The sequence below is a fragment of the Streptomyces sp. NPDC030296 genome, assembly GCF_055572815.1.
The window spans coordinates 751,191-764,948 of sequence record NZ_JBVICQ010000001.1 but is presented as its reverse complement, the minus strand read 5'-3'; the positions used below and the strand labels follow the sequence as shown (position 1 = coordinate 764,948).

Annotated in this window: 13 protein-coding genes; 6 read left to right on the top strand and 7 right to left on the bottom strand. The window is 72.3% G+C overall.

What is annotated here, in order from left to right; genetic code table 11:
• Nucleotides 1-184 precede the first annotated feature (184 nt).
• Entirely contained in the window at nucleotides 185-1,969 is a 1,785-nt protein-coding gene (locus ACZ4Z3_RS03260) for a DEAD/DEAH box helicase (protein WP_468499410.1), read from the top strand.
• 404 nt (nucleotides 1,970-2,373) lie between these two features.
• On the top strand, nucleotides 2,374-3,015 hold the full coding sequence (locus ACZ4Z3_RS03255) for an IclR family transcriptional regulator (RefSeq protein ID WP_055538604.1): 642 nt from the start codon (nucleotides 2,374-2,376) through the stop codon (nucleotides 3,013-3,015).
• A 29-nt stretch (nucleotides 3,016-3,044) separates the two neighbouring features.
• Here the strand turns inward: ACZ4Z3_RS03255 and ACZ4Z3_RS03250 are convergent, their stop codons facing one another.
• Nucleotides 3,045-3,908 carry an alpha/beta fold hydrolase gene (locus tag ACZ4Z3_RS03250; protein WP_468499409.1) on the bottom strand — a complete coding sequence of 288 codons (864 nt, stop codon included), beginning with the start codon at nucleotides 3,906-3,908 and terminating at the stop codon, nucleotides 3,045-3,047.
• A gap of 57 nt (nucleotides 3,909-3,965) precedes the next feature.
• Here ACZ4Z3_RS03250 and ACZ4Z3_RS03245 point away from each other — a divergent pair, with 57 nt between their 5' ends.
• Together ACZ4Z3_RS03245 and ACZ4Z3_RS03240 are read left to right on the top strand one after the other, a co-directional pair.
• Nucleotides 3,966-4,484 (top strand): MarR family winged helix-turn-helix transcriptional regulator, encoded by a 519-nt coding sequence (locus ACZ4Z3_RS03245; protein WP_468499408.1) that lies wholly within the window; start codon nucleotides 3,966-3,968, stop codon nucleotides 4,482-4,484.
• Nucleotides 4,485-4,556: 72 nt separating this feature from the next.
• Nucleotides 4,557-5,357 (top strand): S16 family serine protease, encoded by an 801-nt coding sequence (locus ACZ4Z3_RS03240; RefSeq protein WP_468499407.1) that lies wholly within the window; start codon nucleotides 4,557-4,559, stop codon nucleotides 5,355-5,357.
• Between the two features lie 69 nt (nucleotides 5,358-5,426).
• On the opposite strand, the gene ACZ4Z3_RS03235 is transcribed toward ACZ4Z3_RS03240, so the two are convergent.
• The 4 genes from ACZ4Z3_RS03235 to ACZ4Z3_RS03220 are packed head-to-tail and all read right to left on the bottom strand — an operon-like array spanning nucleotide 5,427 to nucleotide 8,715.
• Entirely contained in the window at nucleotides 5,427-6,320 is an 894-nt protein-coding gene (locus ACZ4Z3_RS03235) for an ABC transporter permease (protein ID WP_468499406.1), read from the bottom strand.
• Nucleotides 6,317-7,573: an ABC transporter ATP-binding protein gene (locus tag ACZ4Z3_RS03230; protein WP_468499405.1), complete on the bottom strand. Its 1,257-nt coding sequence runs from the start codon at nucleotides 7,571-7,573 to the stop codon at nucleotides 6,317-6,319. Before ACZ4Z3_RS03230 ends, ACZ4Z3_RS03235 begins: the two co-directional genes overlap by 4 nt.
• Complete coding sequence (locus ACZ4Z3_RS03225) at nucleotides 7,566-8,213, bottom strand: ABC transporter permease (RefSeq protein ID WP_468499404.1); 648 nt, start codon at nucleotides 8,211-8,213, stop codon at nucleotides 7,566-7,568. The genes ACZ4Z3_RS03230 and ACZ4Z3_RS03225 overlap by 8 nt, the downstream gene beginning before the upstream one ends.
• A gap of 19 nt (nucleotides 8,214-8,232) precedes the next feature.
• A complete protein-coding gene (locus tag ACZ4Z3_RS03220; RefSeq protein WP_055520818.1) occupies nucleotides 8,233-8,715 on the bottom strand; it encodes an Lrp/AsnC family transcriptional regulator in 483 nt (160 codons plus the stop codon).
• 123 nt (nucleotides 8,716-8,838) lie between these two features.
• Here ACZ4Z3_RS03220 and hppD point away from each other — a divergent pair, with 123 nt between their 5' ends.
• A complete protein-coding gene (hppD, locus tag ACZ4Z3_RS03215; RefSeq protein WP_468499403.1) occupies nucleotides 8,839-9,993 on the top strand; it encodes a 4-hydroxyphenylpyruvate dioxygenase in 1,155 nt (384 codons plus the stop codon).
• A 228-nt stretch (nucleotides 9,994-10,221) separates the two neighbouring features.
• On the opposite strand, the gene ACZ4Z3_RS03210 is transcribed toward hppD, so the two are convergent.
• The gene (locus ACZ4Z3_RS03210; protein ID WP_468499402.1) at nucleotides 10,222-11,799 is read right to left on the bottom strand and encodes a tetratricopeptide repeat protein; all 1,578 of its coding nucleotides are present in this window, start codon (nucleotides 11,797-11,799) and stop codon (nucleotides 10,222-10,224) included.
• 91 nt (nucleotides 11,800-11,890) lie between these two features.
• On the opposite strand from ACZ4Z3_RS03210, the gene ACZ4Z3_RS03205 reads away from it, so the two are divergent.
• Nucleotides 11,891-13,297 carry an FAD-binding oxidoreductase gene (locus ACZ4Z3_RS03205; protein WP_468499401.1) on the top strand — a complete coding sequence of 469 codons (1,407 nt, stop codon included), beginning with the start codon at nucleotides 11,891-11,893 and terminating at the stop codon, nucleotides 13,295-13,297.
• A 10-nt stretch (nucleotides 13,298-13,307) separates the two neighbouring features.
• Here ACZ4Z3_RS03205 and ACZ4Z3_RS03200 read toward each other — a convergent pair whose 3' ends face one another.
• Nucleotides 13,308-13,721: an SsgA family sporulation/cell division regulator gene (locus tag ACZ4Z3_RS03200; RefSeq protein ID WP_468499400.1), complete on the bottom strand. Its 414-nt coding sequence runs from the start codon at nucleotides 13,719-13,721 to the stop codon at nucleotides 13,308-13,310.
• Nucleotides 13,722-13,758 lie beyond the last annotated feature (37 nt).

Here is a 13,758-nt window from a genome sequence, read left to right as displayed (position 1 = left end):
GTCCCGCCGCCGGTAGGGTGGCCCGGTTGTCATACGTAGCCGAGCCGGCCGAGCCGCTGTGGCAGGGCCGCTCGCCGCTACCCCACCGAGCCGCCCGACCACAGATCACAGACCGGAGACCGTGACTACCTCCCGCCCGTCGCCCACCGCCACCCTCAACGGAGGGCCCTCCGGGCCCGCGCCCATGACCGCTTCCTCGAACCACCACCTCTCACCCGCCTTCCCCGGCCGCGCCCCCTGGGGTACCGCCAGCAAGCTGCGTGCCTGGCAGCAAGGGGCGATGGAGAAGTACATCCAGGAGCAGCCGCGGGACTTCCTCGCGGTCGCGACGCCCGGCGCCGGGAAGACCACCTTCGCGCTGACGCTCGCGTCCTGGCTGCTGCACCACCACGTCGTGCAGCAGGTGACCGTCGTGGCGCCGACCGAGCACCTGAAGAAGCAGTGGGCGGAGGCGGCGGCGCGGATAGGGATCAAGCTGGACCCCGAGTACAGCGCGGGGCCGCTCGGCAGGGAGTACGACGGGGTCGCCGTCACCTACGCCGGTGTCGGCGTGCGCCCCATGCTGCACCGCAACCGCAGCGAACAGCGCAAGACCCTCGTCATCCTCGACGAGATCCACCACGCCGGCGACAGCAAGTCCTGGGGCGAGGCCTGCCTGGAGGCGTTCGAACCGGCCACCCGGCGGCTCGCCCTCACCGGTACGCCCTTCCGGTCCGACACCAACCCCATCCCGTTCGTGACGTACGAGGAGGGGCAGGACGGCATCCGGCGGTCCTCCGCCGACTACACCTACGGCTACGGCAACGCGCTCGCCGACAACGTCGTGCGGCCCGTCATCTTCCTCTCCTACAGCGGCAACATGCGCTGGCGCACCAAGGCCGGCGACGAGATCGCCGCGCGGCTCGGCGAGCCCATGACCAAGGACGCCATCAGCCAGGCCTGGCGCACCGCGCTCGATCCGCGCGGCGAGTGGATGCCGAGCGTGCTGCGCGCCGCCGACCAGCGGCTCACCGAGGTCAGGAAGGCCATCCCGGACGCGGGCGCCCTCGTCATCGCCTCCGACCAGGAGTCGGCGCGCGCCTACGCCAAGCTCATCCGGGAGATCACCGGCCACTCGGCGACCCTCGTCCTGTCCGACGACTCCGGCGCCTCGAACCGCATCGACGAGTTCAGCCACAACACCGACCGGTGGATGGTCGCCGTCCGCATGGTGTCCGAGGGCGTCGACGTGCCCCGGCTCGCGGTCGGGGTGTACGCCACCACCATCTCCACCCCTCTCTTCTTCGCGCAGGCCGTCGGGCGTTTCGTGCGGTCCCGGCGGCGCGGCGAGACCGCGTCCGTGTTCCTGCCGACCGTGCCCGACCTTCTCGGCTTCGCCAACGAGATGGAGCGCGAACGGGACCACGTCCTCGACAAGCCCAAGAAGGGCGGCGAGGAGGACCCGTACGCCGAGGAGGAGAAGCTCCTCGCCGAGGCGGAGCGGCAGCAGGACGAGGACACCGGCGAGCAGGACATGCTGCCGTTCGAGGCGCTGGAGTCCGACGCGGTCTTCGACCGGGTCATGTACAACGGCGCCGAGTTCGGTATGCAGGCCCACCCCGGAAGCGAGGAGGAGCAGGACTACCTCGGGATCCCGGGGCTCCTCGAACCCGACCAGGTGCAGCTGCTGCTCCAGAAGCGGCAGGCCCGGCAGATCGCCCACAGCCGCCGGAAGCCGGACGCGGAGGCCGACCTCGTCGAGCTCCCGGCCGACCGGCGGCCCGTCGTCACCCACAAGGAACTCCTCGAACTGCGCAAGCAGCTCAACAGCATGGTCGGCGCCTACTCCCACCAGAGCGGCAAGCCGCACGGCGTCATCCACACCGAGGTACGGCGGGTGTGCGGCGGACCGCCGAGCGCCGAGGCCACGGCGGGGCAGCTGCGGCAGCGCATCGCCAAGGTTCAGGAGTGGGCCACCCGCATGAAGTGACGGCGGCGCCTGGCGGGGCGTCGGTCGCACGGGCGGACGGCGGCTGATCGCACGGGCGGATGACAGCTGATCGCACGGCGCGTGGGGAGGCCCGCGCGCCGGGCGGCGCGCTGTGTGTGCCCTGTGAGCCGCGCCCTTACATTTCGCGACAAATCAAAGTAGTCCGTACCGCTCCTTGACCGGATTCTGGACGGAGTCTTCCGCTCAGCGAACCGGCTCGTCTACTGTCCCGCTACGCAAACGCCCCGTGGCAGCGCCGCCGCGGAGCGCAGCCGTGAAGCGACTCCGCCCGGAAGCCAACCGGGTCCAGCCGATCGGCGGCCTCTGTAGCGCGTCGCCGACGGGACCGGTGACGCATCCCTCGCGAAGGGGGCCGCCGCCCTCACCACGAAGGAGTGGGCGTCGTGACCGCGGAGACCTCTCAGACGCTGGATCGGGGACTGCGTGTCCTCAAACTTCTCGCCGACACCGACCACGGGCTGACCGTCACCGAGCTGTCCAACAAGCTCGGGGTCAACCGGACCGTTGTGTACCGTCTGCTCGCCACGCTGGAGCAGCACTCCCTCGTACGACGTGACCTGGGCGGACGTGCCCGGGTCGGGCTCGGTGTGCTCCGCCTTGGCCGCCAGGTGCATCCACTGGTACGGGAGGCCGCGCTGCCGGCACTGCGGTCCCTGGCCGAGGACATAGGTGCCACCGCGCACCTCACCCTCGTCGACGGCACCGAAGCGTTGGCCGTGGCTGTCGTCGAGCCGACGTGGACGGATTATCACGTCGCCTACCGGGCCGGATTCCGTCATGCGCTGGACCGGGGGGCCGCCGGACGCGCGATCCTGTCGGCCCGCCAGCAGCCGGGGGACTGGCCCGGGTACGCGCTCACCCACGGTGAGCTGGAGGCCGGGGCGAGCGGTGCCGCGGCGCCGCTGCTCGGCGTGAACGGTGTCGAGGGCAGCGTCGGCGTCGTCATGCTGGCCGACGCGGTGCCGGAGCGGGTGGGGCCGCGTGTGATGGACGCGGCCCGGGAGGTGGCCGACGCGCTCCGCTGACAGGGGCGGCGGGCCGAGCCCCGCCTGTCCTACGGCCGGCGCTCGCCCTGCGACGTCTCCGGGGTGGCCGGCGCCTCCAGCGCCTCCAGCCACTCCAGGACCAGCTTCGCGAAGGTCTCCGGCTGCTCCATGTTGGCGTAGTGGGCCGTGCCCTCGATGGATACGGCGCGACCGGGGCCGGCGACCGTGGTGGTGAGGCGTTCGGCCATGGCGATGAGGTCGGGGGCGTCGAGGGCGCCGTTGACCGCGAGGACCGGGACCGTGATGGCGGCGGCCCGCGCCCAGGTGTCCGTCACGGGCACGTGCCAGTCCGTCTCGCCGAGGCTGTGCTTGGAGACCGTGTCGCGGTTCATCTCCCGCACGCGGCGCACGAGCTCGGCGTCCACGTCGTCCGCGGTGCGGTAAGGGCCGACGACCGCCTCGGCGGCGACGTCGAGCCACGTCTCGATGTCCCCGGCCGTCAGCGCGCCGTAGTAGCGGGTGACCGAGTCCTTCGTCCACGGGTCCGTGAACTCGGGCTCGCTGGTGCCGACGTTGCTGACCACGAGGCCCCGTACGAGATCCGGGTGCTCCAGCGCGGTGTCGACCGCGATGCCCCCGCCCATCGACATGCCGATCAACACGGCCGGGCCGGTGTCGAGGTGCCGCAGCAGCGCGGCCAGGTCGTCGGTGAACCGGAACGGCTTGCTCGCGTTGGCCGAGGCGCCGTGCCCGCGCGCGTCCGGTGTGATCACTCGGTGGTGGGCCGAGAGCGGCGGAACGAGCTCGCGCCACATGCGGCGATCGGTGAAGCCGCCGTGCAGCAGGACCAGCGGGAGGCCCGTGCCGGTGTCGCCGTAGGCGAGCGGGCCGTCGCCGGATGCGAACGTGAACACCTGAGAGGCATCAGTCATGACAACTAAGGTGTCATCTTGCGAGAGGAATGGCAACCCAGGTGTCATCCTGGTCGGGTGACGCAGAACGACAGCGACAACGAGACCGGTCGAGCCGCCCACGACACCGACAAGGACCGGCCGCTCCCGCCCGAGGTCCTCGCCGGACGGCTGTACGAGGTGTTCGCCGTCCTCGGCCCCCTGTACCGCCGGGTCACCAAGGCCGTGGAGCTGAAGGCGCCGACCGTGGGGCTCTCCATCGGCGTACGCGCCGTACTGGAGCTGCTGCGGGCCAGGGGCCCGCTGACCGTGCCGCAGATGGGGCGGTCGCTGGCGGTGAGCCGACAGTTCGTGCAGCGGATGGTCAACGAGGCGGCGGACGGCGACCTCGTCGAGGCCGTCCCCAACCCGGCCCACCAGCGGTCGTCCCTGATCAGGCTGACGGACGCCGGGCGCACCGCCATCGACGACCTCATCGCCCGTGAGAGCCGGCTGATGGCGCGGGTCGGGGGCGACATCACCGGCGCGGACATCGACACCTGTGTGCATGTGCTCACCCAGATGCTCGCGGTCTTCGAGGACGCCGACGGGAAGTGAGTTCCGGCACCCTGACCGGGTCCGCGCCCACCGCCCCCTGGCCGGAACCGCGCGTCGCGTTAGATTGACTCCGTGCTCTCTCGCCTCTCCCGTCTTTCGCGTCCCGCCGCCGTAGCCGTCTGTGCCGTGCCCGTCGTGGGGCTGCTCGCGACGGTCGCGTTCGCACCGTTGCCTTTCACCATCGCGCAGCCCGGCATGACGGCGAACGTCCTCGGCGAGAACAAGGGCGAGCCGGTGATCACCATCTCCGGCGCGCAGACCCGGCGGACCACCGGCGAACTGCGTATGACGACCATCGTGGCGACGGGCCCCGACGCCGACGTCGACCTCGGTGACGTGCTCGACAACTGGTTCCGCACCGACCGGGCCGTCATGCCGCGCGACGCGGTCTACCCGAGCGGCGACTCCGTGCGGGAGATCGAGGAGCACAACGCGGCCGAGATGAAGGAGTCCCAGGACACCGCCACCGAGGCGGCCCTCGCGTACCTCGGTGAGGACGCCGACGACGTCAAGGTCACCCTGCGGCTCGCCGACGTCGGCGGCCCCAGCGCCGGTCTGCTGTTCTCCCTCGGCATCGTCGACAAGCTCGACGGCGACGGCAGCGGCGGCGACCTCACCGGCGGCCGGGTCATCGCCGGTACGGGGACCATCGACGGCTCCGGCAAGGTCGGTGCCGTCGGCGGGGTGCCCCTCAAGACCCAGGCCGCCCGCCGTGACGGCGCCACGGTCTTCCTGGTCCCCGAGGCCGAGTGCGCCGACGCGAAGGCCGAGCTGCCGAAGGGGCTCAGGCTCATCCCGGTGACCACGCTGAAGAACGCCGTCAGCTCCCTGGTGGCCCTGGAGACCGGCAAGGGGTCCGTCCCCAGCTGCTGACCCCGACCGGCCGCGGTTCAGGAGGCGATGCCGCGCACCCGGCCGTACGCGGCGCCGGCCCGACCGGGCTCATGGGCCCTCCTCCAGGCCCCGCGGCCGCAGCAGCACCTCCGCGAGCGAGGCCAGCCAGTCCACCAGCAGGGCCAGCGCCACCGTGAGGACCGAGCCGAGGACGAGGACGGGCATGCGCTGGTTGGTGATGCCGGTGGTGATCAGTACGCCGAGGCCGCCGCCCCCGCCGAAGGCGGCGAGGGTGGCCGTGCCGACGTTCAGGACGAGGGCCGTGCGGACGCCCGCGAGGATCAGCGGCACGGCCAGCGGGAGTTCGACGCGGGCGAGCACCTCCGCGGGTGACATGCCGATGCCCCGGGCGGCTTCGAGGAGCGTCGGGTCGTTCGCCCTGAGACCGGCCATCGTGTTCGACAGGACCGGCAGGACGGCGTAGGCGATCATGCCGATCAGGGCCGCCGTCCGTCCGATGCCGAGCCAGATCACCAGCAGCGCCAGCAGACCGATGGCGGGCGTGGCCTGCCCCGCGTTGGCGACGGCCCGGACGAAGGGTTGGGCCGCTCGGAACCTCCGCCGGGTCAGCAGGACGCCCAGCGGGAGGGCGATGACCAGCACGAAGAAGGTGGAGACGGCGGTCAACGCGATGTGCTGCCGCAGGGCCAGCCACGCCTGCCCGTCCGCCAGGGCGTTCGCGGAGATCGCGTCCAGCTCGGCGTGCCGGAACCAGAGCCAGGTGCTGAGGAGGACGACCACGAGAAGGCTCGGCAGCAGGGTGAGCTTCCGCCAGGTGATCCTGAGAGGGCGGGTCTCGTACGGGGGAGAGGCTTCTCCGGGCGACCCGTCCGGAGGCCCGGACGAGGGATCGGACGAGTGGGGCGACGCGGGCGCGACGGGGGTACCGGGGGCGGTTGACGTGGCATCCGCATCGGGAGCCGCGTCCGGCGGCGCGCTCATCCCGCACTCCCCACGGCGTCACCTTCCGGTTCCTCGGCGATGCCGGCCTCCGGGATTTCAGTGGCTCCACCCTCGGTTCGGGTCGCCTCCCGTTCCTCCTGGTGCTCCCGCGCGTGTCTGCGGTCGGCGGCCAGGAGTCCGCGCACGGTGTCGATCAGGCCCTCCAGGTGGACGGCGCCCGCGTACACGCCGTTCGGGCCGGTGACCGCGGCCCGGCCCGCGCTGTCAGTCAGTACCGCCTCCAGGGCCTCCCGGAGCGTGGCGTCCCTGGTCACCGTCCCGCCGACCGGGGTCCCGGCCTCCGTGAGCGGCCCCTCGATGTGCGCCAGGTCCTCCCGCCGCAGCCATCTGATGGGCAGACCGCGCCGGTCCAGCAGCAGCATCTCGTCGGCGCCGATCGCCCGCAGCCGGCCCCGGACCTGCTGGATCGGCTCCCCCTGATGCGCCGTCGGGCAGCCGATGACGCCCAAGTCCCTCAGGCGGGTGAGGTCGAGCCGCCTCAGGGCGGCGCCATTCCCGACGAACCCGGAGACGAAGTCGTCGGCGGGGTGGGCGAGGATCGCCTCCGGGGTGTCGAACTGGGCGATCCGCGACCGCTCCCCGAGGACCGCGATCCGGTCGCCGAGCTTGATCGCCTCGTCGACGTCATGCGTGACGAACACGATGGTCTTGCGCAGCTCGCGCTGGAGCCGGAGCAGCTCGTCCTGGAGGTGGCCCCGGGTGACCGGGTCCACCGCGCCGAACGGCTCGTCCATCAGCAGGACAGGTGGATCGGCGGCCAGCGCCCGCGCCACGCCCACCCGCTGCTGCTGGCCCCCGGAGAGCCGGCGCGGATACCGGTCGCGGAACTCGCCGGGGTCGAGCCCCACCAACTCCAGCATCTCCGTCACCCGCGCCTTGACCCGTCGCCCGGACCAGCCGGCCAGACGCGGCACGAGGGCGATGTTCTGGGCGACCGTCATGTGCGGGAAGAGGCCGGACGACTGGATGGCGTAGCCGATCTCGCGGCGCAGCTTGACCGGATCAAGTCGGGTGACGTCCTGACCGTTGATCCGGACGGATCCACTGGACGGCTCGATCAACCTGTTGATCATCTTGAGTGTCGTCGACTTGCCGCATCCCGAGGGCCCCACGAACACGACCGTCTCGCCGGCGTCGACGCGCAAGGTCACGCCGTCGACGGAGGGTCGAGGGTTGCCCGGATAGTGCTTGGTGAGGTCGACCAGCTCGATGGCGGCGCCGGTGTCAGCCACGGATCCCCCTCGGAATGGTCAGCCGCCCGAGCAGGACGTACCCGGCGTCGAACAGCAGCGCGAGGACGACGATGCCGAGCGTGCCCGCGAGCACCTGGTTGAGCGCGTTGGCGCTGCCCAGGGAGGCGATCCCGCGGAAGATCTCGTTGCCGAGGCCCGGCCCGGAGGCGTACGCGGCGATCGCGGCGATGCCCATCAGCATCTGGGTGGCGACCCGGACGCCGGTGAGGATCGGCGGCCAGGCGAGCGGCAGCTCCACCCGCAGCAGCCGCCGCGCCCGGGACATCCCGATGCCCTTCGCAGCGTCCACCAGGGCAGGATCGACCCCGCGCAACCCCACGATCGCGTTCCGCACGACCGGCAGCAGTCCGTACAACGTCAGCGCGATCACCGTGGGGGCCACCCCCAGTCCCACCACCGGGATCAGCAGGCCGATCATCGCGAGGGAGGGAACGGTGAGCACCGCCGAGGTCGTGGCGGTGGCGAGGCCGGCGGCCCACTCCCGCCGGTAGGTGACGACGCCGATCGCCACCCCGGCGACCGTCGCCACGACCACGCACTGCAGTACGGCACTGGCGTGCTGGTACGCGTCGAACAGCAGCCTCTCGCGGTAGCTGCCCACGTAGTCCCAGAAACCCACCGCACGTACCCCCAGTCGGCTACGTCGTCGTCTCCCGGTCCTCCGCCGCCTGCTCCACCAGCGGGATGATCCGCAGCGGAACGGGGTTCTCCATGACGATCGCCGTGGCGGCCCGGACGATGCCATCAAAACCTACGACCCGGTCGATCACCCGTTGGAGATCGGCGTTCGAACGGGCCACCAGCCGGCACAGCATGTCGCCGCTGCCGGTCGTCGTGTGCAGCTCCAGCACCTCCGGCACGGTCGCCAAGTGCGCCCGGACGTCCGCGCCTTGACCCTGCCGGATCTGCAGCGTCGCGAACGCCGTCACCGGGTAGCCGAGCGCCGCTGGATCCACCTGGGGGCCGAAGCCGCGGATGACTCCATTCGACTGAAGGCGATCCAGCCGCGCCTGCACCGTGCCCCGCGCGACCCCCAGCCGCCGCGACATCTCCAGCACCCCGATGCGCGGCTCGCGCGCCAGCAGCACGATCAGCCGCCCGTCCAGATGATCGATCGCCATGAGCCCTCCCGAGGTGAGCATCCTGTACAGAACCAGCCCGAGTATGGGGCCATGGCTGTGCAGATTGTCCAGCCATGACACGAACTATTGCGCACCTTGCGGGATCGGGGGGAGCCTGCGGCCATGGCAGCCACCTCTGCGCACACGCACCCCGTCCCTGACACCGCTCGGCAGGCCGACCCCTTCCCGGTCAAGGGAATGGACGCTGTCGTCTTCGCCGTGGGCAACGCCAAACAGGCCGCCCACTACTACTCCACCGCCTTCGGCATGCGGCTCGTCGCCTACTCCGGCCCCGAGACCGGCAACCGCGAGACGGCCAGCTACGTCCTGGAGAACGGCTCGGCCCGGTTCGTCCTGACCTCGGTCGTCAAGGCCACCACCACCTGGGGCCACTTCCTCGCCGAGCACGTCGCCGAACACGGCGACGGCGTCATCGACCTCGCCATCGAGGTTCCCGACGCCCGCCGCGCCTACGAGTACGCCATCGAGCACGGCGCCCGCTCCGTCGCCGAGCCCTACGAGGTGAAGGACGAGCACGGCACGGTCGTCCTCGCCGCGATCGCCACGTACGGCACGACCCGGCACACCCTCGTCGAGCGCACCGGTTACGACGGCCCGTACCTCCCCGGCTACGTCGCCGCCGACCCCATGGTCGAGCCGCCCGCCCAGCGCACGTTCCAGGCCATCGACCACTGCGTCGGCAACGTCGAACTCGGCCGCATGAACGAGTGGGTGGAGTTCTACAACCGGGTCATGGGCTTCACGAACATGAAGGAGTTCGTGGGCGACGACATCGCCACCGAGTACAGCGCGCTGATGTCGAAGGTGGTGGCGGACGGCACCCTCAAGGTCAAGTTCCCCATCAACGAGCCCGCCATCGCCAAGAAGAAGTCCCAGATCGACGAGTACCTGGAGTTCTACGGCGGCGCGGGCGTCCAGCACATCGCCCTCAACACGAACGACATCGTGCGGACCGTACGGACGATGCGGGCCGCCGGGGTGGAGTTCCTCAACACGCCCGACTCGTACTACGACACGCTCGGCGAGTGGGTCGGCGACACGCGGGTCCCCATCGAGACCCTGCGCGAGCTGAAGATCCTCGCGGACCGGGACGAGGACGGGTACCTGCTGCAGATCTTCACGAAGCCGGTGCAGGACCGGCCGACGGTGTTCTTCGAGATCATCGAGCGGCACGGGTCCATGGGCTTCGGGAAGGGCAACTTCAAGGCGCTGTTCGAGGCGATCGAGAGGGAGCAGGAGAAGAGGGGCAACCTGTAGGCCGGGCCGGGCGCCTAGTGGCTCGGGGGTGCGCGGTTCGTCGGCGGACGCGGGTTCGTCGTGGTTTCTCGCGCAGTTCCCCGCGCCCCTGAAAAGCGGCGGGGCTGCGCCCGTGCTTTTGCTGGAGGGCGGGCCGCAGGCCCGTCCCTCCAGGGGGCGCGGGGCGGTGACACATGCGGCTCCGCCGCGTGGGCGCGAACAACCCCCACCCGCACCCGCCGACGAACCCTAGAGATACGGATTGATCCGCCGCGCCTCCTCCTCGTGCCGCCGCGCCGACGCCGTCAAGCCCAGCGCCCGCTCGATCTCCGCCCGATGGTGCACGTACACCGCCGACCGCACCTCACCGCCCCGTGCCGGATCCGTCGCCCGTCTCGCGTACTCCAGTGCCTCCTCGTGCGACCCCGCCCGGTGCAACGCCCACCCCAGCGCGTCGGCGACCTTCAGCCCCGGCTGCCGGCGCCACTCCGCGCGCAGCACCCGCACCGCCTTCGCGGGATCGCCGTGGTCCGCCTCCAGCGCGCCGAGGACCAGCGCCTCGTTCACCCCGGCCGCGGCGGACCGCCGGACCAGCTCCCGCACCATCCCGTACTGCTTCGCCGCCGCCCCGACCCGCCCCAGCGACCCGTACAGCTCGCCCAGCTCCAGGGCCACCCGGGCCGACGGCCGCCGTGCGAGCGCCGCCCGGTACGCCCGTACCCCCTCGGCCGGCCTGCCCGTCGCCGCCAGCACCCGTCCGCGTCCCGCGAGCGCGTCCGCCGCGCCCGGGTCGGCCCGGGTCGCCGCCGTGAAGTAGCGGGACGCGTCGGCCGGCTCCCCCCGCTCCCAGGCCAGCTCCCCGGCCCGGACCCACAGCGCCGCCTCCTCGGCCGGCGTCCGCGCGGCCGCCGCCGCGTCGGCGAGCGCGGCGGCCGCGTCCTCGCGGCGGCCCTGGTCCCAGTAGACGCGGGCGGCCCACGCCTGCGCCGCCGGGCCTGAGTCGGCGTCGAGGAGCCGCTCCAGGGTGCCGCGCACGGCCCTGTAGCGGCCGAGCCCGTCGTACGCGTCGAGGAGCAGCGCGTACGACGTCCAGCGGCCCGGCGACGCCTCTACCGCCCGTTCGCCCCACCGCACCGCCACCGGGAAGTCGCGCCGGGTGTTCGCGAGCGCGGTCATGCCGTCGAGCGCGTCGGCGTTGCCTCGCGGGCGCAGCCGCAGCGAGGCGCGCAGGGCCTTCTCGGCCCTCGGAAGGTCCGAGACGCGGCCGGTGCGCCGCGCCCGCTCCACGTACGCCGCGCCCAGCACCGCCCACGCCGCGCTGTCCCGGGGCCGCGTCCGCACCCGCTTCTCACGGTCGGCGACGAGCACCGCCAGTTCGTCCGCCCCGACCGACACCCCGGCGGCCAGCACCCCGGCGCCCGCCCGGGCCCGCACCTCCGCCAGCACCGGCGCACGCCCCCCGGCCCCCGCCGCCGCACCCGGCGCACCGGGCGCACCCGGCGCGCCCGTGACCCGCGCGTCCCGCCCCGCCTTCCCGCCGCCCCCGTCCGGCGCGACCACCAGCAGCCCGCCCCCGAGCACGACACACCCCACGAGCGCCCCGGCCACCGCCCGCCCCCGCCACCAGGGCGCCCCGCCGCGCCACCACGTCACCCGGCCGGCCCTCCCGTCCCACCACCGTGCCGCCCAGCGGGCGTTGGCGTCCCGCCACCGCGTGGCCCGGGCCGCCGTGTCGTCCCGCCACCGCCCGGTAGCGCCCTTCTCACCGTTCCCCCGGCTCCCGTCCGCCCCCGGCGCCGCCGACTCCTCGTTCCTCACACCGCTCATGTCGATCACTGTGCGTCCTCGCGACGATCACATTCCGTACCCGGCGGCTCGCGGCGACGGCCTTCACACCGATGGCCGTGAGTGCGAACCTGTGATCATGAGCCGTATCGAAGCCCCGCGCGACGAAGCGACCGGCAACCTCGTCGACCTACTGCTCAGCGGCCTGCCGCCGGAGGCCGTGCTCACCGACCCGGACGTCACGGCGTCGTACGCGAACGACATGGCGAGCTTCTGCGAGGCCGGCGCCCCGGCGGTCGTGGTGCTGCCGCGGACGGTCGAACAGGTGCAGCACGTGATGCGTACCGCCACCGAACTGCGCGTCCCGGTGGTCCCGCAGGGCGCCCGTACGGGACTGTCGGGCGGGGCCAACGCCTCGGAGGGCTGCGTCGTGCTGTCCCTCGTCAAGATGGACCGGATCCTCGAGGTCAACCCCGTGGACCGGATCGCGGTCGTCGAGCCGGGCGTCGTCAACGCCGCCCTCTCCCGCGCGGTCGGCGAACACGGACTCGCCTACCCGCCGGACCCCTCCAGCTGGGAGATGTGCACCATCGGCGGCAACATCGGCACGGCCTCCGGCGGCCTGTGCTGCGTGAAGTACGGGGTGACCGCCGAGTACGTCCTCGGCCTGGACGTCGTGCTGGCCGACGGCCGGCTGATGTCGACGGGCAGGCGCACCGCGAAGGGCGTCGCCGGGTACGACCTCACACGGCTGTTCGTCGGCTCGGAGGGCTCGCTCGGCATCGTCGTCCGCGCGGTCCTCGCCCTCAAGCCGCAGCCGCCCCAGCAGCTGGTGCTGGCGGCGGAGTTCGCGTCGGCGGCCGCCGCGTGCGACGCGGTGTGCCGGATCATGGCCGGCGGGCACGTCCCCTCGCTGCTCGAACTGATGGACCGTACGACGGTGAAGGCCGTCAACGACCTCGGCAACATGGGCCTGCCGGAGACCACCGAGGCGCTGCTGCTCGCCGCCTTCGACACCCCCGACCCCACGGCCGACCTCGCGGCGGTGGCGGAGCTGTGCGAGGCCGCGGGCGCCACCCAGGTCGTCCCCGCGGACGACGCGGCCGAATCCGAACTGCTGCTCCAGGCGCGGCGGATGTCGCTGACCGCGCTGGAGGCGGTCAAGGGCACGACGATGATCGACGACGTGTGCGTGCCCCGCTCCCGGCTCGGCGACATGCTCGACGGCGTGGAGCGCATCGCCGAGAAGTACGACCTGACCATCGGGGTCTGCGCGCACGCCGGCGACGGCAACACGCACCCCACCGTCTGCTTCGACGCGACAGACCCCGACGAGTCACGGCGCGCCCGCGAGTCCTTCGACGAGATCATGGCCCTCGGCCTGGAGCTCGGCGGCACCATCACCGGCGAGCACGGCGTGGGCATCCTGAAGAAGGAGTGGCTGGCGCGGGAGATCGGCCCGGTGGGCATGGAGATGCAACTGGCGGTGAAGGCCGTCTTCGACCCGCTGGGCATCCTCAACCCGGGCAAGCTGTTCTGAGACAGCCGCCTCACTGGGCGAGCAGTTCGGCCAGCCCGTCGTCGATCCGCAGCATCTCGAACTCCGAGCCCGGCGGCACGATCCGCAGGGTGCGCTCCAGCCAGGCCGACACGGCGGAGGCCGGCGCCTCCAGGAGCGCCTCCCCGCCCGGCGAGCTGAGCGCCATCAGCACCACACCGCGGCCCGACACCTTCGCCGGCCACACTCTGACGTCCCCGCCACCGCACGGCCGGAACACCCCCTCCACCAGCAGCTCCCGCGCGAACGTCCAGTGCACGGGCCGGTCGGAGTTGATGTGGAAGGTGATGTGGACGGCGTACGGGTCGTCGCTGCGGTAGCCCAGCTTGGCCGGTACGGGGACGCCCTGCTCGGGCGACAGGACGAGCCGCAGCTCCAGCTCGCGTTCCACGACGGTGTGCCTCATGGTGGTCATTCCTCTCCGGTGCGGGGCCCGGATGCGG

What these genes read in the sequence shown, in the direction of transcription:
- ACZ4Z3_RS03260 (WP_468499410.1), top strand. Translation starts at nt 185, where the DNA reads ATGACCGCTTCCTCGAACCACCACCTCTCACCCGCCTTCCCCGGCCGC.
- ACZ4Z3_RS03250 (WP_468499409.1), bottom strand. Translation starts at nt 3,908, where the DNA reads ATGACTGATGCCTCTCAGGTGTTCACGTTCGCATCCGGCGACGGCCCG.
- ACZ4Z3_RS03235 (WP_468499406.1), bottom strand. Translation starts at nt 6,320, where the DNA reads ATGAGCGCGCCGCCGGACGCGGCTCCCGATGCGGATGCCACGTCAACC.
- ACZ4Z3_RS03220 (WP_055520818.1), bottom strand. Translation starts at nt 8,715, where the DNA reads ATGGCGATCGATCATCTGGACGGGCGGCTGATCGTGCTGCTGGCGCGC.
- hppD (WP_468499403.1), top strand. Translation starts at nt 8,839, where the DNA reads ATGGCAGCCACCTCTGCGCACACGCACCCCGTCCCTGACACCGCTCGG.
- ACZ4Z3_RS03210 (WP_468499402.1), bottom strand. Translation starts at nt 11,799, where the DNA reads ATGAGCGGTGTGAGGAACGAGGAGTCGGCGGCGCCGGGGGCGGACGGG.
- ACZ4Z3_RS03200 (WP_468499400.1), bottom strand. Translation starts at nt 13,721, where the DNA reads ATGAGGCACACCGTCGTGGAACGCGAGCTGGAGCTGCGGCTCGTCCTG.